Origin of the sequence: Clostridioides sp. ES-S-0123-01 (assembly GCF_020658415.1) — a bacterium.
Lineage (GTDB): Bacteria > Bacillota > Clostridia > Peptostreptococcales > Peptostreptococcaceae > Clostridioides.
Genome location: NZ_JACVWD010000005.1, coordinates 312,476 through 336,581 on the forward strand (window position 1 = coordinate 312,476; position 24,106 = coordinate 336,581).

Sequence of the window (24,106 nt, forward strand, 5' to 3'; positions counted from 1 at the left end):
CCTCCATTAGTATGTATTAATCATAATGATATCAAAATATTTATATACATATATATTACTATAAAAAAAAGAAAAAAGTAGATTATAAAATAAAAATTTGTAAAAAAAACAGTGTATCAATACAATTAATTTTTAATATTGGACATAATAAGATAGAGAATTATTAAATATGAAAATTATTGTATATAATAATAGCTTTTTTGTGAATTTATTCGTAAGGTGTACTATTTGGGAGGTGTAGCTTTGAAAATACTGAAAAATAAAAATAAGTACATCAAAGGTATAATGGCATTTGTATTTTTATCTTTAGCTACTACAGCAGGTGTATTTTTAATTAATGATTTAAGTATGAAAAATATGAAAGAAAAAGTTATAGAATCTGCTACTGTTGAAGGTGATGATGTAAAAGACCAGTATAAGTTATTGCTTGAAAATTTATTTGACTACAGAAATAAGGCAATATTAGAGAAAAATGAAAATATTTTAAAAGGTCTTTATGAAACAGAAAAAAAGTTTGGTCTTTGGGCTTATGAAAATGAAGTAAAAAAGATGAAGTATTTAGAAAATTGGTCTAGTAAACAAGGTGTAAAGTTTAAAGACATAAAGACAAGAGTCAAAGTTAAAAAAATAAAAGAAAAAGAAAAAGACTTATATGGCATAATATGTTCTGTATCAACTGAGTATAAGTACTCATATGAAAATCAAAAGGACAAAGAAAATGTATTTAGAATAGGTACATATCACTATCTAAATGTAAAAATCATAGATAATCAATATGTAATAACTAAAGAGTGGTATACAGACCCTTTTGCAGATTCTTTAAATTTAGAAAATATAAAATCTGATGATATAAGAAGCTATATTGGTCAACAAAATGCTGTAGAGTTACAGCTTACAGAAGAGCAAAAGAAGGCTATAGATTATGCACATAAATACTGTGGAGCAGCAGCAGATGAAGAACATGGTATGAAGTTTAATCCAAATTATAGAGATTATAATCCAGAAGGTGGAGATTGTGCCAACTTTGCATCACAGATAATGTTTGAAAGTGGAAAGTTTAAGAAAAATTCAATCTGGAATTATAGTGAAAGAGCAGGAACAAAAGCATGGGTAAATGCGCAAGCTTTTAAAAATTATGCTCTCTATAGTGGAAGAGGTTCATTAATAGCTAAAGGTTCTTACGAAGATGTTTACAAAGAAGCTTATAATCTACGTCCTGGAGATTTTGTAGGATATGAAAAAAAAGGTAGAATAACACATGTTTCGACTGTAACGGGATTGGATTCAAGAGGATATCCTTTGGTAACCTGTCATAATACTGATAGAATGCTTGTGCCATGGGATTTAGGTTGGAGTGATAAATCTATAAGATTCCATATAATAAAAATAAACTATTAAAAATTTATAAAGAAAAATAAAGTATAAAAGATAACAATGATTTAATATTATAAATTAAAAAAAATGATTGTTAATGTATAAAAATAATAATAATTGACAAACATAGCTATATATGATAAAGTAGTAATAAGGTTACAGAAAAGAGTAGCTAAATAATTGTGTTTTTTTAGGAGGATTTATTAATGAAAACTGGTGTAGTTAAATGGTTTAACAATGAAAAAGGATTTGGATTTATATCTGTAGAAGGTGAAGGAGATGTTTTCGTACATTTCTCAGCTATAACAGGAGATGGATACAAATCATTAGAAGAAGGACAAAGTGTTGAATTCGAAGTAGTGGATGGAGCTAAAGGTCCTCAAGCTGCTAACGTAGTTAGATTATAATTAAAAATTCATATATATTAGTATTCTAGTAATATGACAGATAAGCCGCTAATCGTTTAGCGGTTTTTTCAGTTTTTTGTAAACTAAATTAATTGCAAAATAAATTAAAATTATTAAAATAAAGGCATTAATAATAAGATAAATATGTTAAAATTAATAGTGTAGAGTAAAATTATTATGGCTAAGTTTAAGTCAATTAACCTCTAGTTAATTTTCTATAAAAAGAATAAGTGACGCTGATAGACCATATAAAAATATTAATAAAGTATAGACATTTAAAGCTATTAAAAGAAAAACGCTTGTTACAGCGTATAGTATCTAAAAAATACTTAGAAAATGAGAAAGGAGAAAGTTACTGCAAAAAAGTAACATTATAAATATTGGATAATATTTATAAGTTTTCGGTAACGGTGGGTAGTGTAATGAACATATTATTCTTTCTAACACCAAAAAGTGAAGTAGCATATATATATGAAGACTACACTATAAGGCAAGCCCTAGAAAAAATGGAATATCACAAATACTCTGCAATTCCAATAATAAGCAAAGAGGGTAAATATATTGGAACTATAACAGAAGGTGATTTTTTATGGACATTAAAAAACGACTTAAATCTGGACCTAAAAGGATTGGAAGATGTTCCAGTAACAGATATAAATAGAAAAATGGATAATTCTCCTGTTTCCATCAATGCAGATATTGAAGATTTAGTAATAAAATCTTTAAATCAAAATTTTATTCCTGTTATAGATGACCAAGATACATTTATTGGGATAATAAAAAGAAGAGATGTAATAGGTTATTGTTATGAGATAATACGTGGATATAAAAATTTAGCAGATGATAATTAGAAAATTTTTTGAAACTTTTCAAGTTTCTACTTCTATTCTTTGTAATAAAAGAATAATAATATGAAATTAAATTCTTAAACTTTAATATAAAAGCTGTCTTTTCTAAAAATTATAGATAAGACAGCCTTTTTTATCTGTTGTTTTATTATTAGTCGTTGTATTTTACAAGATTTCCATATTTAGCATTAAGAGAATTTATTTTATTTCCATAAACTTCATTTTGTTTTTGGTATAATAAACTTTTTTCAACTTCATCTTTAACTTCATCAAATGTAGATTCTGTACTTTCTTGAAGGTCTTCTAACTTTATTATATGGTATCCAAATTGAGTTTTAACTGGTTCACTTACTTCACCTTTAGCCATAGAGAATACAGCTTCTTCAAACTCAGGAACCATTTGTCCTCTACCGAATGTTCCTAAATCACCACCCATATCTTTAGATGGGCAAGAAGAATGTTTAACAGCAGCATCTTCAAAAGATATTTCTTCTGATTTTATTTGAGCAAGTATTTCTTTAGCTTTTTCATCACTATCTACTAGTATATGTTTAGCAGTTGCACTTTCTGGTTTAGAAAAAGAACTCTTATTAGCTTCAAAGAATTTTACTTTTTCATCTTCTGTTACATCAACACTAGATAAAACTTTATTTATAGCAAATTGCTTTAATACATTTGCTTCTATTTTTTTCATTTCTAACTTAAACACTTCTTCTTCATCTAATTTTTCGTCCTTAGCATCTAAGAAGAATAGTTCTTGGTTTACTAAATCATTTAATAAATGTTTTTTTCCTTCTTCAGTTTTAAATTGCATTGCTTGATAAGGATCTAATGATTTTAATGCATTTTCAATATCAATATTAGTTATCTCTTTTTCTCCAACTGTTACTAAAACTTTTTTTTCCATATTTTCCATAATAGTTAACTCCTTTTATAGTGTATTTCATTATTAATATAAAGCTACCAACTTAAATAATATCAGAAAACGATGTATATGTCTAACATTTAAAGTCATATTAAGTCAAATAGACTTAGATTTAATAGAACAAGGTGATTACAATCAATAGAATTGAGGCCATAATTCCCACTATTCCTTCTTCATGTTTAAATTTAAGTGTTTTTACTATTGAATAATAAAAATATATTCCAGTAAAAACTATCTTTAGATACAAGAAAAATAAACTCTTTGGATATATCAAGAAACTAAAAAGAGTAAATATAAATGCAAGTAAAGTGCTTATCCTGTAAAAGAAATCTATTTGTGTAATGTCTTTATATTTTATTATAAATATTGAGTATAAAATGATGTAAATAATTGCAACAATTGTATAAGCAGTAAATAATGTATTTTCAAGAGTACCATTTGAAATTACTATCCACTTATACCACATAATTGGCCAAAAAAATAGTGCTAAGAACTTAAAATAATTATCAAAAAACTTTTCTTTATACATTCATCAAACAACCTTTCTTAAAAAAGCATGTATTTGTTTTTAGAATTTTAAATAATGTGCTATCATTATTATATATTAATATTGAGTTTATAGAAACCAAAATTTGCTAAAATAAATATATAGATTTTTGCTATTAAGTCAATTAAAATTACTACCATTTTATTATGAAATTGGATCAAATATGTAGAAATATGGCAAATTAGTTAATACAAGATATTTATTATTACCAAGTGGTAAAGTTTGTTTTTTTAATGATAAGAATTCCAATCTTTTTTGAAAAAATTTGATATCTACATTAAGCATATCAGCCATTTCATAAACACAAGTAATACCAGAATTAATTATATTTATTATATCTTCTTCTGTAATTAAAAATTCACAAGCCCATTTTAAAGCTTTATTTTCACATTTATCTATAATGATTTTTGTGTAATAATCATTATAAGAGGATATATAGTATCCAAAACTAGTGAAATGATGTCCAAGTTCCTCTGCTAATATGGATGTAAGTTTATTGGTATTTTGTTTTAAGTTACTGAGTAATGATATAACTTTTATACCATGCCTGTTTATATATAATCCTTCTAAGTCACCTGCAATATGAGTGGTATAATGAATTATTATCTCTTCCTGAGAAGCTAATTCAAAAAGTTTATCCAAATTATTCATAAAAATCCCCCTAATATAGAATGTATGTTTGATGAAAAGTTATATTAAAAGAGCAGAGAAATAAATCTGCTCATTATATAGTTTATTTTTTTTTATATTTATTTAGTAAAAATTCTATATAATCATTAAGTTGTTCTTGAGCTTCTTCAGGTAAGTCTTCATGTGGATTTTTTCTATGTGCCGCAACAGTGTCAATATTTTCCTTAACCAAGGTTCTTCCAAGAAGGTAATCAACTGATACATTAAATACATCAGCCAATTTATTTAAAATATGTTCATCAGGAAATCTGTTTTCTGTTTCATAGTATCCTAAAACTCTTTGAGAAACTCCTACTTTTTCACCAAGTTCTCTTTGAGTAAATCCAAATTCCTTTCTAAGTTCTCTTAATCTTTTGGCAAACATTATAACACCACCTTATGTATAAATTATAACAAATTGTTCTAAAAATTAAAACTAATAAAAGAAAAAAGAATGATTTTTTCTAAAAAATATTGATAAAGAACAAATAATTCTATATAATGAATATAGATAAGAACAAAATATTCTTAATTATACTAGGAGGAGAAAAGTATGTTTAAAAATAATTTAAAAGGTTACAGAGAATCTATAAGGTTGTCGCAAACTAAATTTGGAGAAAGCGGGAATTACAAATAATTATATATCAAGAGTAGAAATAGACATAAAAAGTTATGATTTATTTTGCATAAAAAATTCTGTTATTTCAGAACAAAATATGAATAAAATTTTTTGAATATATATAGAACAAAATGTTCTTTAAAGTTTGTGGAACTTGCAATAAGGCTATTGATTAGAAACTATCATTATAAAGTTAAGGCTAAAGACAATAAAATATAAAAAGGAGAAATACAATGGATAATAAAAAAGATATATTACTTAAGGAAGTAGATGAAAGATTACATAATTACAAGTATTTGGATGTAAAGATAAAGAATATTAACCTAGATATAAAAAGATGTGAAAATGAATACTTTGGATGTGGAGCTGTAGTTTATACTGAAAAAACTAGTACTACATATAATATAAGTTCTTCTGTTGAAAATGAAGTTGTAAAAAAAGAGGAGAGATTAAGAAAATTAAAAATGGAAAAAGATGATATAGAAATAGAAAAGGAAAAAATAGAAAATGCTCTAACTTGTCTAAATGATATGGAGATGGAATTTTTTAATCTCTTTTATAATAGTAAGACTAAAAATAACATGACCTATATTTCTATGAAATTGCATTTAGATAGAACTTCTTGCTACAACTTAAAGAAAAAGATGATTTGTAAATTAAGTGAAATATTATAAAAAACATAACACTTTTACAACACTTTATACACACTATGGCAACAACACCCACTGAAATACATGAGATAATGTTATTGTGAAAGAAATCTATAGTGAGGGAGGTGAGGAATTGAGAAACATGATATTACCTAAAAATATAGAGGGAACATAACAGTAGAGAAATTAGATGTATCTTTAAAAATTACTTATGCTACTCATAAGAAGTTTGCCACATTAAGTAAAAAAATATTTAGTGATAGCGTGGTGATTATTTGCTTAAAAAGAAAGAAATATTAGAAACAATTATTGATATACTTAAAAAAAGTTTTGATGAAAGTATTTTTATTGATGATGAAAGTGTGCAAGGCTCAGAAGGGTCTTGTTTTTTTGTAAGTATGGTATCATTTCTTTCTACACCCATAATGTTAAAGACAAATAACAAAGATGTTGTTATGTCTATAAAGTATTTACCAAGACCACAATCAAATAATATAAGAATGTATGAAGTTTCAGATGAACTTGATAAGCTATTTAATAGAACTGTAAATGTAAGAGATAGAAAATTAAATATAACTAAAATTGAACAAAGCATTAAAAAAGAAGAGTCAATTTATACATTGAACTTTTCAATTACATTAAACTTTCTTGATAGTGTATATGAAGAAGAAGAAGTATATGAAAATATGGAAGAAATAAATTTAAACTTAGGAGAGTGATAGTATGGCTATAGGATTACCAAGTATCAATATATCATTTAAGGAGCTAGCTACAACTGTTAAAGAGCGTTCAGCTAGAGGAATAATTGCAATAGTGCTTAAAGATACCAAAGCATTAGGATTTAATGAAATACATGAAAAAGAGGATATACCAGTTGATTTATCTGCTGAAAATAAAGACTATATAAAAATGGCTTTGATGGGAAATGTCAATGCACCAAATAAAGTACTAGTTTATGTGTTAGGAGAAGAGGAAGAGGTTCAAAGTGCCTTAGACTTTTTAGAAACTAAAGAATTTAATTATTTATGTATGCCTAAAGCAATAGAAGCTGATAAGAATGTCATCAAAAGCTGGATAATTAAACTTAGAGATACAGATAAGGTTAAAGTTAAAGCGATATTGGGCAAAGTTGCAGGAAATCATGAGGGAATAATTAATTTTACTACAGAAGATACATTAGTTGGAACAAAGAAGTATAGTGCTGAGGAGTTTACGAGTAGAATAGCTGGTATTATAGCAGGAACACCTTTAAGTCAATCAATAACTTATACTAAGCTTGGTGATGTTATTGATATACCTAAAAACACTAAAGCTGATGCAGAGTCAAAAGTTAATAATGGAGAGCTTATCCTTATTAAAGAAGCTGGAGCTATAAGAATTGCTAGAGGAATAAATTCTTTAACTGATTTAACTGAAGAAAAAGGAGAGATGTTCCAAAAAATCAAGATAGTTGACACCTTGGATATTATACATAGTGATATAAGAAAGGTAATTATAGATGACTATATAGGAAAAGTTACTAATAGTTACGATAATAAATGCCTATTAATAGTATCGATAAAAGGTTATTTAGAAGAGCTAGAAAAATCTGCTCTTATAGAGTCCAATTCTACTGTTGAAATAGATTTTGAAGCACAAAAATCTTATTTGAAATTAAAGGGAATAGATTTATCTTATATGACTTCACAAGAAATAAAAGAAGCTAATACTGGTTCTAAAGTATTTTTAAAAGCAACAATAAAAGCACTAGATGCTATGGAAGATATAGATTTATCAATAGAAATATAGGAGGATTATTAATATGGCAAATATGGAAGCTAGAAATGTAATGAGTGGTACTTGGGGAGAACTTTGGCTTGATGGAGATAAAGTAGCAGAAGTAAAGAAATTTCAAGCAAAGATGGAATTTACAAAAGAAGATATTATAATAGCAGGTCAAATGGGAACTGATACGAAGTATATGGGATATAAAGGGAAAGGTTCAATAACTTTATATCATGTCAGTTCAAGAATGCATAAGTTAATTGGAGAAAAGATAAAAAGAGGTTCTGAACCTAGATTTGTAGCTATATCTAAGTTAAATGACCCAGATTCTTATGGAGCAGAAAGAATAGCAGTAAAAAATATAGCTTTTGATGACTTAACTTTAGCTGATTGGGAAGTTGGAGTAAAAGGAGAAATAGAGGCTCCTTTCACATTTACTGAGTATGACTTCCTTGATATAATTTAGTTTTATCTGGATAGTTAGTAAATATATAGTTAATAAATGCTGTTAGTTAATAGAAATTGATTGATAAAGGAGTAGATAATAATGAGTGAAAATGGATTATCAAAAAATATAAATATAGTAGACTTACTTTTAAATGCAGATACAGACAATTTAGAAAGACCAAGTACTGTAGTTGAACTTAAGAGATTATCAAGTATATTTGATCAGGAATTTAAAGTAATGTGCAAAGCTTTAACAATAAGTAAAGATGAGGAGATACAAAATACTTGTCTTAAAATTGATGAAAATATGAAAACGGATATAGACTTACCAGAGATGCAGATGCTTACAATTATAGAAGGTGTTTGTGATTTAGATGGAAAGCTTTTATTTAAAAACAAGGAATTAATGAGTAAATTTAAGGCTCCAACTCCAAAGGAATTGGCAAGAAAGCTATTGTTACCAGGTGAAATTACTAATTTATACAGAATCCTTCAAGATGTAATGGGTTATGGTAAAAATGCAGTAATAGAAGAGGTAAAAAACTAATAGGGACGGATACCAAAACTACAATAATGTATTATTATTGGAAGACAAAAGGTATTAGACCGTCCCTTTTTTATGCAATGGATAAAGGCGAATTAAAGCTTATTGAAGCTTTTTTCGCCTTAGAAATTGAAGAGGAAGTTGAAAAAATGAAGCATGGATACGGAGTTTGTCCTTTGACAGGAGGTGGTATATAGTGGGTAATGTAAGAGAAGAAGGTATAAATATGTATCTTACAGATAATTACACTCCAAAGATGAATCAAATCATATCAGTAACGGATACTTTTAGAAGAGCAACTGTGGCTGTTTCTCTTTCTACTAATGTAATGGCTAGTAGTATAAAAAATTCTATTGGAAGTGCAAGTAGTACATTAAATAGTTTGAATTCTTCTTTAAGAAAAGTTCAGACTACTGCTAGTAGTACAAGTTCTACTATGACAAAATTAAGTTCTAGTATAAATTCTGCTTCAGGAACGATTGGAAGTTTAAATGGAAGTATTATGAGACTAGCAGTAACTATAGCTATGATTATTGATTATTTCAGTAAGCTGATTCAAAAGAAAAATGAATTGAACTCAAATGCCAAAATTATAATAATATTTGATTTTAAAGCTAAAGAGATTGAAAAAGCTAATTCAAAAATAAGTTTCCTAAGAAGCCTTGCTTCTAATATAAGGTTAAAGATAGAAAATTCAAGTGCAAAAAAGGTACTTGGTAAAGTACTTGAAAAGTTAAAAAAGATTAGTGACAAAGCATGGCCAGTTGTAATAAAAATAAAGGATACAGCTAAGGGTGTTGTAAGTAATCTCTTGGAAAAATTGAAATACTTTATTAAAAATAGCTGGCAAGGAATTGTTAATCTTAAAGATATGGCAAGTAGTATTATAAGTAAGGTATTTCCTAAGTTGAGATTGTTTGCAGGGAAGGTATGGACAGGTGCAATAGCTGTAAAGGATATGGCGAGTGGAATACTTAGTTCTATAAAGGGGAAGATATCAGATTTAACAAATGGTGCTACTATAGGTGTTGCTGTGAAAAAGGGTGTTGACTTACTTGGTCAAGAGCAAAATCAGAAAGTTGTTTTAGAAAGTGTAATGAAAAGAAATACTGGGAGTACTAGTAAAAAAGATGTTGATAAGTATTATAATCGTTTAGTAGATATGGCAAATGATACACCTTTTGATCCTGAAGATGTTGTTGCAATGGGAACTAAAGCTAAAATGATTAGTAATATTACTGGGGGTAAAAAAGAAGAAGATATAACTCAGGCTATGGTAGATGTTAGAGCTTTAAATATGGATACAAGTAGTACACAAGATGTATCAGCAGCTTTTTTAAGTGCAGCAAAGGGGAATATGGAATCTCTTAATACTTTGGTAGGAGAAAATTATAAAACTTTTGATGAAGCATTGGAAGGTATAAGTATAAAGCAGATGGGATTAGCTAAAGAAATGAGTAATACAATACCAGGTATAATAGCAAGTGCTCAAACAAGTATTAATAATGGTTTGAAGAGTATTGTTAAACCTTTCGATGATATTTTAGGTCAAGGAATAAAGAAAATAAAAACTTTTATAGAATGTGGGTTATCAAATTTAGCTAGTATATCTAAAAGAATGGCCGAAAAGATAGGTAATGTAGTGAATGGTAGAGGAATTACTAGTAATAAGGATGAACAAATGCAATTTAGAAGTATGAAAAATAAAAAAGGGCTTCCTGATTCTGCCCAATTTCGACTTTCTAGTGAGGTTGAAAAGCGTAAAATGATGACTGAAAATAAACAAGAAAATTTTGAAAATAGTGCAGCAAGAATGATAGGGAATGCTCCAAAAGCAATTGTTAATACAGGAAATACACTATTACAAAATATTGACTTTACTGCACTAATGGATTCATTATTACCAGTAGTAAACTTAGTAAATAATTTACTAGACAGTATAAATAATAAATCACCAATTGCACAAGGGTTAATAAGTATATTTGGTACAATAGTAACTACAGCATTTCAACTAATTGGGCCTGTAGTTGAGGCTGTTAGTCCAATTATTACAAGAATTTTTACCTTTTTAGGAGAGCATGCTCCACAAATAAATTATTTTATTGAAACTATGGGTAACGTATGGAAAACTGTATGGGAAACATTAGGTCCAATTTTAGAAGAAGCATGGAAGTTTTTGGAGCCACTTTTAGATTCTTTTCTTGATGCATTAAAAAACTTATCTGATTTTATAAATTTAATTTGCGATTCATGGAAGAAGATGGTTAAGTCTATAAATGAAAGCCCGATAACTGCTAAAATAGGTAAATATATTACAGAGAGAAGAAAGAAATATGAAGAAGAAGGTATGGACAGTGGATTAGCTCATGATTCAGGTACAAATCCTGATATAAGTGCACTGTTTGGAAAGGCATTTGGATTAAATTATGTACCTTACAATGACTACCCAACAAGGCTTCATGAGGGAGAAATGGTCTTGACTAAACAAGAAGCCAATCAATATAGAAGCGCAAAAAGTGGTGGAAATATAAGCATAGCCAAGTTAGCTGATACAATAGTAATTAGAGAAGAAGCTGATATAGAAAAAGTTACATCAAAATTAGTTTCAAGTATAAAAATGGCACAATTAGGAGGTGTATTATAATGGAAATGTGGCTTAGACAAGCAGAAGATAGATTTAGATTTCCAGTATTTCCATCTTCCTTTAGTATTAATGGAAAAGCTGCTGTAAACTCTTCTAGTATACTCAAAATAGGTGAAATAGCAACTTTTGGAGGTATAGCTCTTAAAAGTATTTCAATATCAAGTTTTTTTCCAAATAAATACTATACCTTCTGTGATTATACAGGTTTTCCATCACCATATGATTGTGTAAATAAGATTGAAAAATGGATGAATGAAGGTCTTATATTAAGATTTACAATTACAGAAACAAATATAAATATGGAGGTCATAATTGAAGGCTTTAGCTATGAAGAAAGAGATGGGACTCGAGATGTGTATTTTACATTAGACTTAAAAGAGTATAAAAGAATAAAAATACCAAAGGTAACTCCAAAAAAATAACTATTATGGATAATAAGTTGTAAACAACTGCTGATAAAGTTAAATGAAAAGGCAGGTGATTTTTTATTATTAAAATTTGGGTACACATAAAAAATGGAAGTATATATGATATAACTGATATAGTAGATAAAGTTTCTTGGTCAGGTGATTATAAATCTCCATCAAGAACTCTAGAGTTTTCAATAATCCAATCTTCTTTTGATGTGAATTTTCAACAAATAGATATACCAATAGCTAGTACGATTTGTTTTTATGTAGATGAGAAAGAGCTTTTTAGAGGAATAATAATTAATAGGTCTAAAGATTCAAGTAGTAATGAAATTAGTTTTGTATCTAAAGATATGGGATTTCTACTTACACAAAGTGAAGTGTCATACAACTTTAAAGACAAGTTAGTTGAAGATATAGCAAAGCAAGTCTTTGCTGAAAATAAGCTTGCAGTTGGAACAATAGCAAAGACTAATGTTAAGTATACTAAGATGTTTATAGGAGTAAATGGATATGATACTATAATGAGTGCATATACAGAGGCAAGCAAGAAGACTAAGAAAAAGTATATGATAGAAGCCAATTTAGATAAGTTTAATGTTATTGAAAAAGGAACTGTTACACTAAGTGTTATGTTTGAAGAGGGATTTAATATTATAAATACTACTTTTTCAGAAAGTATGGAAAATGTAAAAAATAAGGTGATAGTAGTAGACCAGTATGGAAGTAAGATTAGTGAAAAAGTAGACAGTGAAATTTTTAAAGAAGTAAATGTAATAATGCAAAAAGTAATTCAGCAACAAGAAAATCAAGATGTAGATGTGGATAGTGAGTTTAAAGGTATAGAAAAAAGCTGTTCTCTCAGAGGTTACGGAGATGTAAGTTGTATAACTGGTAGAGGGGTAAAAGTTAAGGATTCCTATACAAAGCTTGTAGGGTTATTTTATATAGATACAGATAAACATACATGGCAAAATGGAGAGTATCAAATTGAACTTGAACTTAACTTTCAAAATCTTATGGATGAAAAGTCAGCAGGTCAAGATGAACCTAAAGAAGAAAGTAATTTAGGAGGAGAAGGTTATACAGGAGGAACGGAGTTTGCTACTATATTTACAGCCTATTATCCTGGACCTGGTATAGAAGGTGGAGATACAGATTGTAGAGAGAAAAAGCTCAATCCATCTAAAAAGACATGTGCTGCACCTATGATTGGAGCTTATGAAAAGCCTTATTACACAAAAGAGTTCCTATCAAAACATCCATTATTTAAATATGGTGATGAAGTAAGACTTGTAACAGGCGTTTCTGGACGTGACGGAGTCTATAAGGTCAATGATAATGGTTCTGCCATAATTATAGAAAAAGATGGAACTTATCATATCGATGTTTTAGTAAAAAATGCAGAAGAAATGAAAAAGTTTGGAAAGAGAAAAGGAAAAATTATTCTTGGTGGTTATGCTGGTAATGTATCTGATAAAGCTAAAATAGTAATATCAGAAGCAAAAAAACATCTAGGCAAGCCTTATAAATGGGGTGGTAATGGGCCAAGTAGTTTTGATTGTTCTGGATTAATGGTCTATTGTTTTAAGAAAGTTGGTATTAATCTTCCAAGAACAGCAAGACAGCAGGCTAGAAAAGGCAAGGCAGTAAATAAAGTAAGTTTACAAACAGGAGATTTAGTTTTATTTTCAAAAAATGGGCCTGAAGGTGAAATAACACATGTTGGTATGTTTATTGGAAATGGAGAATTTATCCATGCTCCACATGAGGGTGATGTGGTAAAAATAAGCAAGTTAAGTGGTAGTTATTACACTAAAAACTTTGTGACAGCTCAAAGAGTTTTATAAAAGGATGGTGATATAATGGCAAATCCGATTAATGAATTTATAGGAATAATGAGAAACGAAGGTAAGTATCATAATCAACCTTCTTTTTTTATTGGAAAAATTAAAAGTAAATTACCAGATTTAAAAATAGAGACAAACAACATCATATTAGAAAAAGAAGATATTTTAATAGATAGTTGGATACTTGATAGACAGATAGAATCCTTTGATACAGAAACAAGTCAAGAACATAAACATGAAGTAAAAAATCCTTTTATAGATAATTTTGAATCTGGAGACATGGTAATAATGTTTAGAATAGGCGAGAAATTTGCTGTTGTAAGTAAGTTGGTGAGTTTATAATGAGTACGATATTTCCTTTTATAGGTGTCCCAGAAGATTATATCTTGCCTAAAACAGAAGAATTGCCAATCTTTCGTGAAGTGGCTTGGGATTTTGAAAAAGATGAGCCTATTTTAGAAAAAGGTGATTTTAAAATAATTGAAAAAAAAGAAGCTTTAAAAGTTTGGATATACAAGTGTATAAAAACAAATAGATATGAACATGAGATATACTCTTTAGAATATGGAACAGAGCTTTCAGAACTTATAGGGCAAAAATATACAAAAGGCCTTACAGAAAGTGAAGCGAGCAGGTTTATAAAAGAAGCTCTTTTAATAAATCCATATATATTAGAAGTAAATGTAAAAAGTGCTAACTTTAACAGAGACATATTAAGTGCAAATGTAAAAGTATCCACTATCTATGGGGAGGTGGAAATAAATGTATAGTGACCAGACATATGAAATAATAAAAAATAGAACTCTTGAAAATATCAAGCTTGATATTTATAAAGGTGAGGGTTCTTTTCTAAACAATATGGTATCTGGAAATAATCTAGAACTTGCAAAGATATATATAGAACTTTCTAAAATACATAAAATGGCTTTTATACAAGATACATATAATCAGTTTCTTGACAAGAGAGTTAATGAATTTGGTGTATATAGAAAGTTGGGAACAGAGTCAAATGGAGAAGTTGAATTTATTGGAGAAAAAGGAACTGTAATAACTAATGGAACAGTAATATCATATAGCGATTTACTATTTGTAGTAATAAAAGATGTAACTATTGGTAGTGAAGAAGGTGACAATAGTCCAGTTCAAGCTCTAGAAGTCGGTAAGAAATATAATATATCTACAAATTGTGAATTCAAGTTGGTTGACAATATATCTGGTATCACAAAGATTGTTAATACAAGAAGTTTTGAAGGTGGAACAGATATAGAGACAGATGAAGAGTTAAAAGAACGATTCTATAAGATACAAAGAAACCAAGCTACAAGTGGAAATAAAGCTCATTATGAAGAATGGGCTTTGGAAGTAGATGGAGTGTACAATGTCAAAGTTTATCCAAGGTGGGATGGGGCAGGTACGATTAAAGTCCTTATATTTGGGAAAAACAATCAAGCTGTTGATACAGAAACCATTCAAAGATGTCAGCAACATCTAGATGAAGAAAAACCTATTGGACCAACTATAACAGTTGTGACACCAGCACCAATAGAAATAAATATAAGTGCAGTAATGAAATTAGAAGATGGATACACCTTAGATAGTGTTAAAGAATCTTTCTTAGAAAGTATAAATTCATACTTTAGAGAGATTAGAGGAGAAATAATTTATACAAAGGTTATGGGAATACTTATAAACACCATTGGTGTACATGATTTAAGCAATTTACTTATAAATGGAAGCACAGATAATATAACTATTACTGAGGACAAAATACCAAGTGTAACATCTGTTGATTTTAGCGAGGTGGAAAATCAATGAAACTAATTGATAAACTGCCATCATTTGATAGAAATTACATTGTAGAAGAGATACAAAATGCATATGATACAGAGTTAGATATTCTCAAATATGATATTGATGATACTTTTGCCCAATTATTTGTAGATACTGCAACGTGGGGTCTAGATGTGTGGGAAGATATACTCTGCATCGAACAAAAAGACATTGATTTTAATACAAGACGTAGTAATATAAAAGCTAAAATGAGAAGTAGAGGAACTAGTACTATTGAGGTTATAAAAAGTATATGTGAAGCCTATATAAAATCAGAAACAGACATAAAAATTTATAGTGATGAATTTACGTTCATACTGAGCTTTATAGCAAATAACTGTGACTATAAAACTCTTTTAGATTGTAGTGATATGATTGAAAAAGTAAAACCTGCTCACTTATTGCACTATTTAGAGCCTATAATACTGGATAAAAGTATGGTCTATTGTGGTGGAGGTATGGTCTGTAGTGAGGAAGTAAAAGTTCACCCATATTTTGAACCAATTATAAAATGTAGTGCCGTTATAAATTGTGGAGCTGGAATGCTAAGTAGAGAAGAAATAAAGGTTTATCCTTTAAGTATTAAATATATTGAAAGTAATTGTAAGATTAATATAGCTATTGCAAATGATACAGGAGTTGAAAATGTAGTAGTTTATCCTAAACAGGAGGTGGTATAGTTGGAAGAAAAATTTTATATAATATTAACCAAAATTGGTAGAGAAAAAATAGCAAATGCAACTGCACTAGGAGAGCTTGTAGGATTGACCAAGTTTCAAGTTGGAGATAGTAATGGAGAATATTATGAACCAACAGAAGAACAAACTGCTTTAAAGAATGTAGTTTGGGAAGGAAATATAAATTCTTTAAGAATTGATGAGAAAAATCCTAATTGGATAGTTATAGAGACTATTTTACCAGGAACAGTTGGTGGATTTATGATAAGAGAAGCTGCTGTTTTGGACAATGAGAACAATATAATAGCTATAGGTAAATATCCAGAGACGTATAAGCCTCGTGCTGAAGATGGCAGTATTAAAGATTTAGTTGTAAAGATGATTTTACAATTGTCTAATACTTCAAATGTAACATTAGAAGTAGACCCAACGCTGGTTTTTGTGACTCAAAAGGATATTCAAGATTTGGATGATAAATTTGATAGTAATATAAAAGAAATAAGAGTTAATATTGGTGATGTAAATATATTAACTACAGATTCTAAAAATTTATCAGGTGCTATAAATGAAGTAGTTAAAAAAATAGAAAATATATCTTTTGACGATGTTATAAGTGGTCAGATACAAACTGATATATCAGTTTTAAAAAATAGCTATAACAAATTATCTGAAAAAGTATTAGATATATTAATATACTTAGAATTAGAGTCAGAAGTAACTGTAGATGAGGCAGGTTACTGGTATGATACATTAGCAAATGGAAACAACATAGTAGCTATAGAAGGTCTAAAATTAGATTTAAATAGAAAGTGTATAACAGGCGAAGTTGGTAATGTGGTTTTTAGAGATGTGGTATTACCATTTAGTGCAAATAGAGTTAGATATATACATGATATGGATAATAATTTTGTTGAGACAAAATCTAGTAATACTTATTTAAAAGAGCAAAAAGATATAACTCTAAATAAGTATTCATATGAAATAAGATAAATAAAGGGGGTAGTTCTGAGAATGAAGCAAAATAAACTTTTACAACGTGGTGCTTATTTTAACGATAAGAACATATTGGTGGATGATTTTGATAAAAGATATAACGATTATGATTTCGTAGAATTTTTTGCTGGTATAAGTAATAGTACCTTTGGATTAAAGTCAGATGGTAACTTATATGCTTGTGGAGACAACACAGGTTTTCAATTAGGTGTGGGAAAAGATTCATCAGAAAGAAGGATGTTTAGCAAAGTAAAGATTGACAATGTAAAATATGTATCTTGTGGCTCAAAGCATAGTGTAGCAGTGACTAAAGATGGATTTGCATATGGAGCAGGAACAAGTAATGTAGGTCAATTGGGAGTAATTGAGTCTACAGTGTATTATGAGTTTACTAAGTTACCAATAGATGATGTAAAATCTGTTGCATGTGGTTATGACTTTACTTTTGTACTTAAAAATGATGGAACTCTATATTCAGCAGGGTTAAATTCAAGTGGTCAACTTGGATTAGGTGATACTAACAATAGGGCTACTTTTACTAAAGTAAATATAGATAGTGTAAAGGATGTAGTAACTTATAATCAATCTGTATTCATTATAAAAATGGATGGAACAGCACATGCATGTGGGTTAAATTCAAGTGGTCAATTGGGAATTAATAGTACTTTGAATAAAAGTGTTTTTAATAAAATAGAAGGTATGGACAATGTAAAACAGATAGCATGTGGTAGTAGTCATACAATACTTATCAAGAATGATGGAACTATGTATACTACAGGTTATAATGGTGTTGGTCAGCTTGGTACAGGAAATAATAATAATTCGATTGTATTTACTCTTTCGAATATAAATAATGTCAAGTATGTTTCTTGTGGAAATAATCATACTATGATATTAAAATATGATAATACACTATTTAGTACAGGACAAAACAATTATGGTCAACTAGCTAATGCTAATAAAGATATAGCATCAAGAAATACTTTTGTTAAGGTTAATATAGAAAATATAAAAGATATTAAGTGTGGTTCTAAATTTAACTTTTTAATAAATAGTTCAAAAGAGATATTTGTATGTGGATGTAATTTATCAGGTCAACTTGGTTCATTCTTTCATACAACTTTTTTATATGAGTTTTCAAAGATACAGTCTTCAAATTTAGATAATTATTCAGGTTTATTGGTTAATGATGATTATTTATATGTTACTAAAGATAATAGTGAGTTTTTAAATGTAAAGTTAAGTGATAATTTTCAGGATTATAAGAAGATAGAGTTGACGAATAACAATATGTTTATTGTTATGAATGATGGGACATTATATGCCTGTGGTTTGAATAATAACGGGCAATTAGGATTAGGAGATAATGTTAGTAGGTCAGTTATGACTAAGGTGGATATAGATAATGTTTTGGATGTAAAGGGAAATGGAAACTCAACTTTCGTACTTAAGAATAATGGAACATTATATTCATGTGGCTTAAATACTTATGGGATATTAGGTTTAAAAGATGAAGTTAATAGAAATATATTTACAAAAATAGAAATAGAGAATGTAAAGGATTTTTGTGTAGAAAGTAATTATGTTATAGCTTTAAATCATTCAAAAGAGGTATATGGTTGGGGGTATAATTCCTATAGTAATATAGAAAGAGCTTGTAATTATCCATATAAGCAAAATATAAGTAACATAGAAAAGATAGCAACATATTACTATTCTGTATATATGATAAATAGTGAAGGAAAACTATATGTTTCTGGATACAATTATAATTATCAATTAGGTACAGGAAATAATAGTAATCAAAGTAAAGCATTAGTATCTTTATTTAGATTACCTTCATCATCTACTAGCACAAGTAGTCTTAGAGATTTACCTAAAATAACTAATATTTTTCCTTTTAATAGTGGTTGTGCAATAATTGATGAAAGTGGATATGTTTATTTAACAGGATATCATGGATATTCAAAAACAACAGGTAGTAGTTCAAGTATATCTGATTATTCAAGATATGGAAGTTTTATTGAAGTTACAAATTCAAATCATAATACTTATTTTATACAAGAAACTTCTTTTAATGGAATAGAAAAAGTAATAGGAACATCAGATAATATATTATACTTTAAAAAAGGAAGTACATATGTTACTGGATATCCTAAAACCTTTGGCTCATCTACTACTGGATATAAAAGTTATACTAGCATTAGTTCTGAATATTCAAATATGGGAAATTCTTTTATTATAACTTCTAGCAGTTCTAAATTATATGGATATGGAATTGCTAATAATGGAGAATTTGGAAATATGACAAGTCTAGATGGTGTAAGTGGCTATGATACAGGATTAAAAGACATAAAAGATATAATTGTAAAAGAAAATACTGTAGTAGTAGTAGATAAAAATAATAATATATATGTAACAGGAGTGAATCAATTTAACAAACTAGGTATAGGAGAATATAACAACGAACCAGTAAAAAAATTCACAAATATAACTGAACAATCAAATTCATTTATATTTATGGATGACATAAAAGAAATTACAACATCAAGAAATGCAATGTTTATAGTCAAAAATGATGGAACAGCCTATGCCACAGGAAATAATAGTTATGGTCAACTAGGTCTAGGAGATACAATAAATAGAAATAAGTTTACTCAAATAAATCTTGATAATATAAAGAAAATATCAACAAGTATAGATGGGAACTCAACATTTGCAATAAAAAATGATGGAACACTATACTCTACAGGATTAAATACCAAAGGACAATTAGGATTGGGTGATATAGTAAATAGAAATACATTTACCAAAGTAAACATACAAAATGTAAGAGATGTAGTCTTAGGCACTACTCACTCACATGCAATTAAAGATGATAACACACTATATTCATGTGGAGAAAATACTCATGGGCAACTAGGTCTAGGAAGTGAGAGCAATCATCCAGATGTACTAACATTTACTGTAAATAATATAACAAATGTAAGAGATGTATACTGCTCAGATACAACAACATTCATTGTAAAAGATACAAATATTGCATATTGTTGTGGATATAATAATAATTCACAATTAGGTATGGGAAATACTACTGACCAATATAGTTTTATAAAGTGTATGGAAAATGTAAAAGAAGTTATACCAAATGAAATAAATACTTATATAATAACAATCTATAATACTGCATATAGTACAGGGCTAAATACTGACTATTGTTTAGGACTAAATAGTAATAGCAATCAAAGTGCATTTTCTGAAATTCCAATTTCAAATGTAGTAAAAGTAGCTCCAAATAGAAACAATGCAGTACTTTTACTTACAAGTGAAGGTGATGTATATACTGCAGGTAAATGTAGTAATGGTTCAGGTACAGGAAGTGAGACTCCAGAAAAGATTAAAAAAATAGCATCAAAAGCAAAAGACATAAGTATGAGTTATAGATGTGGATATTATGTAAGTGATAATGGTGATTTATATGGCACAGGTTCAAATGCTTATGGGCAATTAGGTGTTGGTGATGTAACTAAAAGAGATACATTTATAAAAACCAACACAAGAGTAAAGAAAATTCTTCCTTTAGAATATGCCAATATAGCAATAAAAGATACTAATGATATATATATTTGTGGATTAAATAATTATGGACAACTAGGTGTTGGAAATAGATACGATAGTAGAAATAATGATAATCGAATCTTTAACTATAAACACATGAACTTTGTAATGGGCGATATGACATCTATTAAAAATAGACATAACTTCATACTTCTAAATAATAAGATAGTTATACCAACTACAAAAGATATTGACTATGGTCTTGTATTAGGAAATTTATATAAAGGAGACCTTTATACTGAACTTCCATATGAAAATATAAAAGAGGTGTCTATTTCTAAAACTCATATTATTATATTACTTAATGATGGAACAATGTATGGATGTGGTACAAACTATCATGGAGAGCTATTACAAGATTTATCTATAAATCAAGTAGATGAATTTGTACAGATTAATGTATCAGATGTAAAACATGTTTCATGTGGAGATAATTTTACTTATTTTATAAAATCTGATGATAGCCTTTGGTCAATTGGTAAAAACTCTGAATATCAGTTAGGTATAGGTCATAATAACCCAGTTAGTGAATTACAAAGAATTACAACTGTGTCTAGCTGTAAAGAGGTACATTGTGGTAAAAACTATACCTTAGTAGTAACTACAGGCAATGAATTATTTGTACAAGGATATAATGACAAGGGTGCTTTAGGATTAGGAAGTGAGAGTGAAAATACTATAATCAAGTTCTTTACAAAAGCACTAGCAGATATAAGAGAAATAAAGTCATATGGAAGTGACCATATATTAGTACTTAAAAATGACAATTCAGTGTGGGTTACTGGAAAAAATAGGGATGTTTATAAGATTGAACAACCAGTAGAGTTTTTAAAAGAATTTACTATAGTACCTATTTCAGAAGATGTGAGTACAGTGAAGGATGTACTTGTAACAGACAATACATTATATATTATATCAGAAGTAGGAACAACAAATGCTGCTATAGAAATTACTGAAAAGTCAATTTCATCAATTAAGATAAAAATACAAGACCCAAATAAAGATATAAGCAGAATAGAGATGCTTATAAATGGAGAAAGTATAAAATCTGTAAGTGATTTAACTACTGAGAAGATATCATTTGAGATACCAACAGATAAAATTAAAATAGGAGAAAATAAGATACTATTTAGAGCTTATTGTAAAGGTGATGATTTATATGCATCTTTATTCATTTTTAAAGAGAGTACTGGAAATTCTATAATTAAAGACTCTTATGTTATGATAGGAAATAGAATGTATAAGGTAGTCAATACAACATCTAATGAACAAGATATTACGATTACTCTAGATAGAGGACTTGAAGAAGATTTAAATCTTGGAGACCCTATATATCAATTGATAAATAAAAACAAGGTTCAAGTAAAAATAAATAAATCTGACTTATTCAAAGATATGAAACTAGTTGAAATTAAAAAATCAGACTCAAGTTATCAAGAAATATATGAATTAGAAGAAGCCAATATAAAAAGTGCTCAACCTAAAATCATAGTAGAAAAAGGAGATAAATGGACAGCTATAAAACGTCCATCTATGATTTTTAGGTATGATGCTGAAAACAACGAGCCACAAGCTTAAAATGGAGGTGTTAAAAATTGTTTAAATTTGATAAAAACAAAATAGAGCAAATCAAACAAGGTAGAAAAGTAGAAATGCAATATAAAGATATTTCAGACATAAGTGTAGGTCAAGTAAAACAAGATGATGATATAACTAGTAACTTTATAGCAAATGCAGAAATATATGAGATGTTGTTAAGTCAAATTCCTGTCAATGAAGTTCACAGTATAAGCACATTTAATATATCAAAATCTGGAGGTGAAAGTGGAATGGTAGAAGTATATGTAGCATTAATTTTAAGAGGAAAGAAAACTATAGAAGAGGTACCAACAATAATTAGAGAACAAGTCAGAATTAGATGTGAAGAACTAGAAATACCAGTTGAATAGTAAACTTAGAATAACTATAGAGTAGTTATTTTTTTATGCAAAGTACAAGGTCTTAATCACTGAAGTTAAGACCTTGTACTTATTTTTTGCTATATTAATTTTTTATAGATTTAATTAATTTTATAAAAAATTAAAATACTAAATATACAAATAACAGTGTCAAAAAACAGAGTATTATATGATATTAAAATATAATAAAAATTCAAGATACAAATATAAAAAAATTAGATGATAGGAGGATATAATGGATAAATTAATAACCGAATTGAGCAGTCTAGGAGCAATAGGGATATTATGTGCTCTTTTATTTAAAAACACTATGCAAGAGAAAAAAGAAGATAGAGATATGTACAAAAAAACTGTAGAAAATTTTATAGAATTATCTACTCAGCAACAAGAAATAAATAAAAATATACTTGTACAGATGGGAACAATGAAGACTGATGTAGAGGAAATCAAAGAAAATGTAACTGATATAAAAGATATGTTACAAAAAGAAGGTGTATAATATGAAAGTAGCAATAGTACCAGGACATACACTGTATGGAAAAGGAACAGGAGCAGTTGGCTATATAGATGAAGGAAAAGAAAACAGAATACTAACAGACTTAATAGTAAAATGGCTAAAACTAGGAGGAGCAACAACATATACTGGTAAAATAGACAAATCAAATGAATATCTATCAGAACAATGCCAAATATCCAACAAGCAAGATGTAGACCTAGCAGTACAAATCCATTTCAATGCAAATAAGACAACTCTAAATCCCATAGGAACAGAAACAATATATAAAACAAACAACGGAAAAATATATGCGGAAAGAGTAAACTCAAAACTTTCAACTGTGTTTAAAAATAGAGGAGCGAAAGAAGATATAAGAAACCTATACTGGTTTAATCACACTAAAGCGCCAGCAATACTAATCGAAACTTGTTTTGTAGACAGTAAAGCAGATACTGACTATTATATTAGAAGTAAACATACAATTGCAAAACTAATAGCAGAAGGAATACTAAATAAAAATATAAAAGAAGAAGATAACTTACAGGAATCTTATGAAAATGTAATAGTATATTCTGGAGAAGTTGATAAATCAATTGCAATCATAATGTCATTTTATATAGAAAAAAGCTTATTAATTGATATAAAGGACTATAAAAATAAAATGGCAAAAAATATTTTTTCTATAGGTGGAAAAGCTACAGAAGTCATAAAAAATTATTCTGATAAATATATTGAATTTGTCGGACATGATAGAAAAGAAACTTTTGAACTTGTGCTAAAGTACTTAGAAAAGTACAACTAAAATACAGAAAGAGAAGTATACAAAAATAAATGCG

General features: G+C 28.2%; 24 protein-coding genes. 21 read left to right on the top strand and 3 right to left on the bottom strand.

Features of this window, described 5'->3' with window-relative positions:
- Nucleotides 1-243 precede the first annotated feature (243 nt).
- The 3 genes from IC175_RS13850 (at nt 244) to IC175_RS13860 (ending at nt 2,632) form a co-directional block, all read left to right on the top strand.
- Nucleotides 244-1,398 carry an amidase domain-containing protein gene (locus IC175_RS13850; protein ID WP_227434261.1) on the top strand — a complete coding sequence of 385 codons (1,155 nt, stop codon included), beginning with the start codon at nt 244-246 and terminating at the stop codon, nt 1,396-1,398.
- A 182-nt stretch (nt 1,399-1,580) separates the two neighbouring features.
- On the top strand, nt 1,581-1,781 hold the full coding sequence (locus IC175_RS13855) for a cold-shock protein (protein ID WP_227434262.1): 201 nt from the start codon (nt 1,581-1,583) through the stop codon (nt 1,779-1,781).
- A 422-nt stretch (nt 1,782-2,203) separates the two neighbouring features.
- The gene (locus IC175_RS13860) at nt 2,204-2,632 is read left to right on the top strand and encodes a CBS domain-containing protein (RefSeq protein ID WP_227434263.1); all 429 of its coding nucleotides are present in this window, start codon (nt 2,204-2,206) and stop codon (nt 2,630-2,632) included.
- A gap of 148 nt (nt 2,633-2,780) precedes the next feature.
- Here IC175_RS13860 and IC175_RS13865 read toward each other — a convergent pair whose 3' ends face one another.
- From IC175_RS13865 to IC175_RS13875, 3 genes are all read right to left on the bottom strand, one after another.
- Complete coding sequence (locus tag IC175_RS13865) at nt 2,781-3,536, bottom strand: peptidylprolyl isomerase (protein ID WP_227434332.1); 756 nt, start codon at nt 3,534-3,536, stop codon at nt 2,781-2,783.
- Nucleotides 3,537-4,245: 709 nt separating this feature from the next.
- The gene (locus IC175_RS13870) at nt 4,246-4,752 is read right to left on the bottom strand and encodes an ImmA/IrrE family metallo-endopeptidase (RefSeq protein ID WP_227434264.1); all 507 of its coding nucleotides are present in this window, start codon (nt 4,750-4,752) and stop codon (nt 4,246-4,248) included.
- Between the two features lie 82 nt (nt 4,753-4,834).
- Nucleotides 4,835-5,155 (bottom strand): XRE family transcriptional regulator, encoded by a 321-nt coding sequence (locus IC175_RS13875; protein ID WP_227434265.1) that lies wholly within the window; start codon nt 5,153-5,155, stop codon nt 4,835-4,837.
- 467 nt (nt 5,156-5,622) lie between these two features.
- On the opposite strand from IC175_RS13875, the gene IC175_RS13880 reads away from it, so the two are divergent.
- From IC175_RS13880 to IC175_RS13965, 18 genes are all read left to right on the top strand, one after another.
- Nucleotides 5,623-6,063: a hypothetical protein gene (locus tag IC175_RS13880; protein WP_227831199.1), complete on the top strand. Its 441-nt coding sequence runs from the start codon at nt 5,623-5,625 to the stop codon at nt 6,061-6,063.
- 251 nt (nt 6,064-6,314) lie between these two features.
- Nucleotides 6,315-6,758, top strand: a complete 444-nt coding sequence (locus IC175_RS13885) for a DUF6838 family protein (protein ID WP_227851630.1) — start codon at nt 6,315-6,317, stop codon at nt 6,756-6,758.
- A gap of 4 nt (nt 6,759-6,762) precedes the next feature.
- Nucleotides 6,763-7,827, top strand: coding sequence for a phage tail sheath subtilisin-like domain-containing protein (locus IC175_RS13890; RefSeq protein WP_227851631.1), 1,065 nt, complete (start codon nt 6,763-6,765; stop codon nt 7,825-7,827).
- A gap of 13 nt (nt 7,828-7,840) precedes the next feature.
- Nucleotides 7,841-8,269 carry a phage tail tube protein gene (locus IC175_RS13895; RefSeq protein WP_009896262.1) on the top strand — a complete coding sequence of 143 codons (429 nt, stop codon included), beginning with the start codon at nt 7,841-7,843 and terminating at the stop codon, nt 8,267-8,269.
- An 81-nt stretch (nt 8,270-8,350) separates the two neighbouring features.
- Nucleotides 8,351-8,797: a phage tail assembly chaperone gene (locus IC175_RS13900; RefSeq protein WP_227823675.1), complete on the top strand. Its 447-nt coding sequence runs from the start codon at nt 8,351-8,353 to the stop codon at nt 8,795-8,797.
- 26 nt (nt 8,798-8,823) lie between these two features.
- The gene (locus IC175_RS13905) at nt 8,824-8,991 is read left to right on the top strand and encodes a hypothetical protein (RefSeq protein ID WP_227434270.1); all 168 of its coding nucleotides are present in this window, start codon (nt 8,824-8,826) and stop codon (nt 8,989-8,991) included.
- Entirely contained in the window at nt 8,991-11,438 is a 2,448-nt protein-coding gene (locus IC175_RS13910; protein ID WP_227851632.1) for a hypothetical protein, read from the top strand. Before IC175_RS13905 ends, IC175_RS13910 begins: the two co-directional genes overlap by 1 nt.
- Entirely contained in the window at nt 11,438-11,860 is a 423-nt protein-coding gene (locus IC175_RS13915) for a phage baseplate protein (protein WP_227823677.1), read from the top strand. Before IC175_RS13910 ends, IC175_RS13915 begins: the two co-directional genes overlap by 1 nt.
- A gap of 203 nt (nt 11,861-12,063) precedes the next feature.
- Complete coding sequence (locus tag IC175_RS13920; protein ID WP_227851633.1) at nt 12,064-13,698, top strand: NlpC/P60 family protein; 1,635 nt, start codon at nt 12,064-12,066, stop codon at nt 13,696-13,698.
- Between the two features lie 15 nt (nt 13,699-13,713).
- Nucleotides 13,714-14,040 carry a DUF2577 family protein gene (locus tag IC175_RS13925; RefSeq protein WP_227851634.1) on the top strand — a complete coding sequence of 109 codons (327 nt, stop codon included), beginning with the start codon at nt 13,714-13,716 and terminating at the stop codon, nt 14,038-14,040.
- The gene (locus IC175_RS13930; protein WP_003438449.1) at nt 14,040-14,468 is read left to right on the top strand and encodes a DUF2634 domain-containing protein; all 429 of its coding nucleotides are present in this window, start codon (nt 14,040-14,042) and stop codon (nt 14,466-14,468) included. Before IC175_RS13925 ends, IC175_RS13930 begins: the two co-directional genes overlap by 1 nt.
- Nucleotides 14,461-15,513, top strand: coding sequence for a baseplate J/gp47 family protein (locus tag IC175_RS13935; RefSeq protein WP_227851635.1), 1,053 nt, complete (start codon nt 14,461-14,463; stop codon nt 15,511-15,513). The genes IC175_RS13930 and IC175_RS13935 overlap by 8 nt, the downstream gene beginning before the upstream one ends.
- Complete coding sequence (locus tag IC175_RS13940) at nt 15,510-16,208, top strand: putative phage tail protein (RefSeq protein ID WP_227851636.1); 699 nt, start codon at nt 15,510-15,512, stop codon at nt 16,206-16,208. The genes IC175_RS13935 and IC175_RS13940 overlap by 4 nt, the downstream gene beginning before the upstream one ends.
- Complete coding sequence (locus IC175_RS13945) at nt 16,209-17,195, top strand: phage tail protein (protein WP_227851637.1); 987 nt, start codon at nt 16,209-16,211, stop codon at nt 17,193-17,195.
- A 21-nt stretch (nt 17,196-17,216) separates the two neighbouring features.
- Nucleotides 17,217-22,394: an RCC1 domain-containing protein gene (locus IC175_RS13950; protein ID WP_227851638.1), complete on the top strand. Its 5,178-nt coding sequence runs from the start codon at nt 17,217-17,219 to the stop codon at nt 22,392-22,394.
- Between the two features lie 17 nt (nt 22,395-22,411).
- On the top strand, nt 22,412-22,765 hold the full coding sequence (locus tag IC175_RS13955; RefSeq protein ID WP_227834625.1) for a CD1375 family protein: 354 nt from the start codon (nt 22,412-22,414) through the stop codon (nt 22,763-22,765).
- Nucleotides 22,766-23,009: 244 nt separating this feature from the next.
- On the top strand, nt 23,010-23,273 hold the full coding sequence (locus IC175_RS13960; protein WP_227834624.1) for a hypothetical protein: 264 nt from the start codon (nt 23,010-23,012) through the stop codon (nt 23,271-23,273).
- Between the two features lies 1 nt (nt 23,274).
- Nucleotides 23,275-24,072: an N-acetylmuramoyl-L-alanine amidase gene (locus tag IC175_RS13965; protein WP_227851639.1), complete on the top strand. Its 798-nt coding sequence runs from the start codon at nt 23,275-23,277 to the stop codon at nt 24,070-24,072.
- Nucleotides 24,073-24,106: the final 34 nt, after the last annotated feature.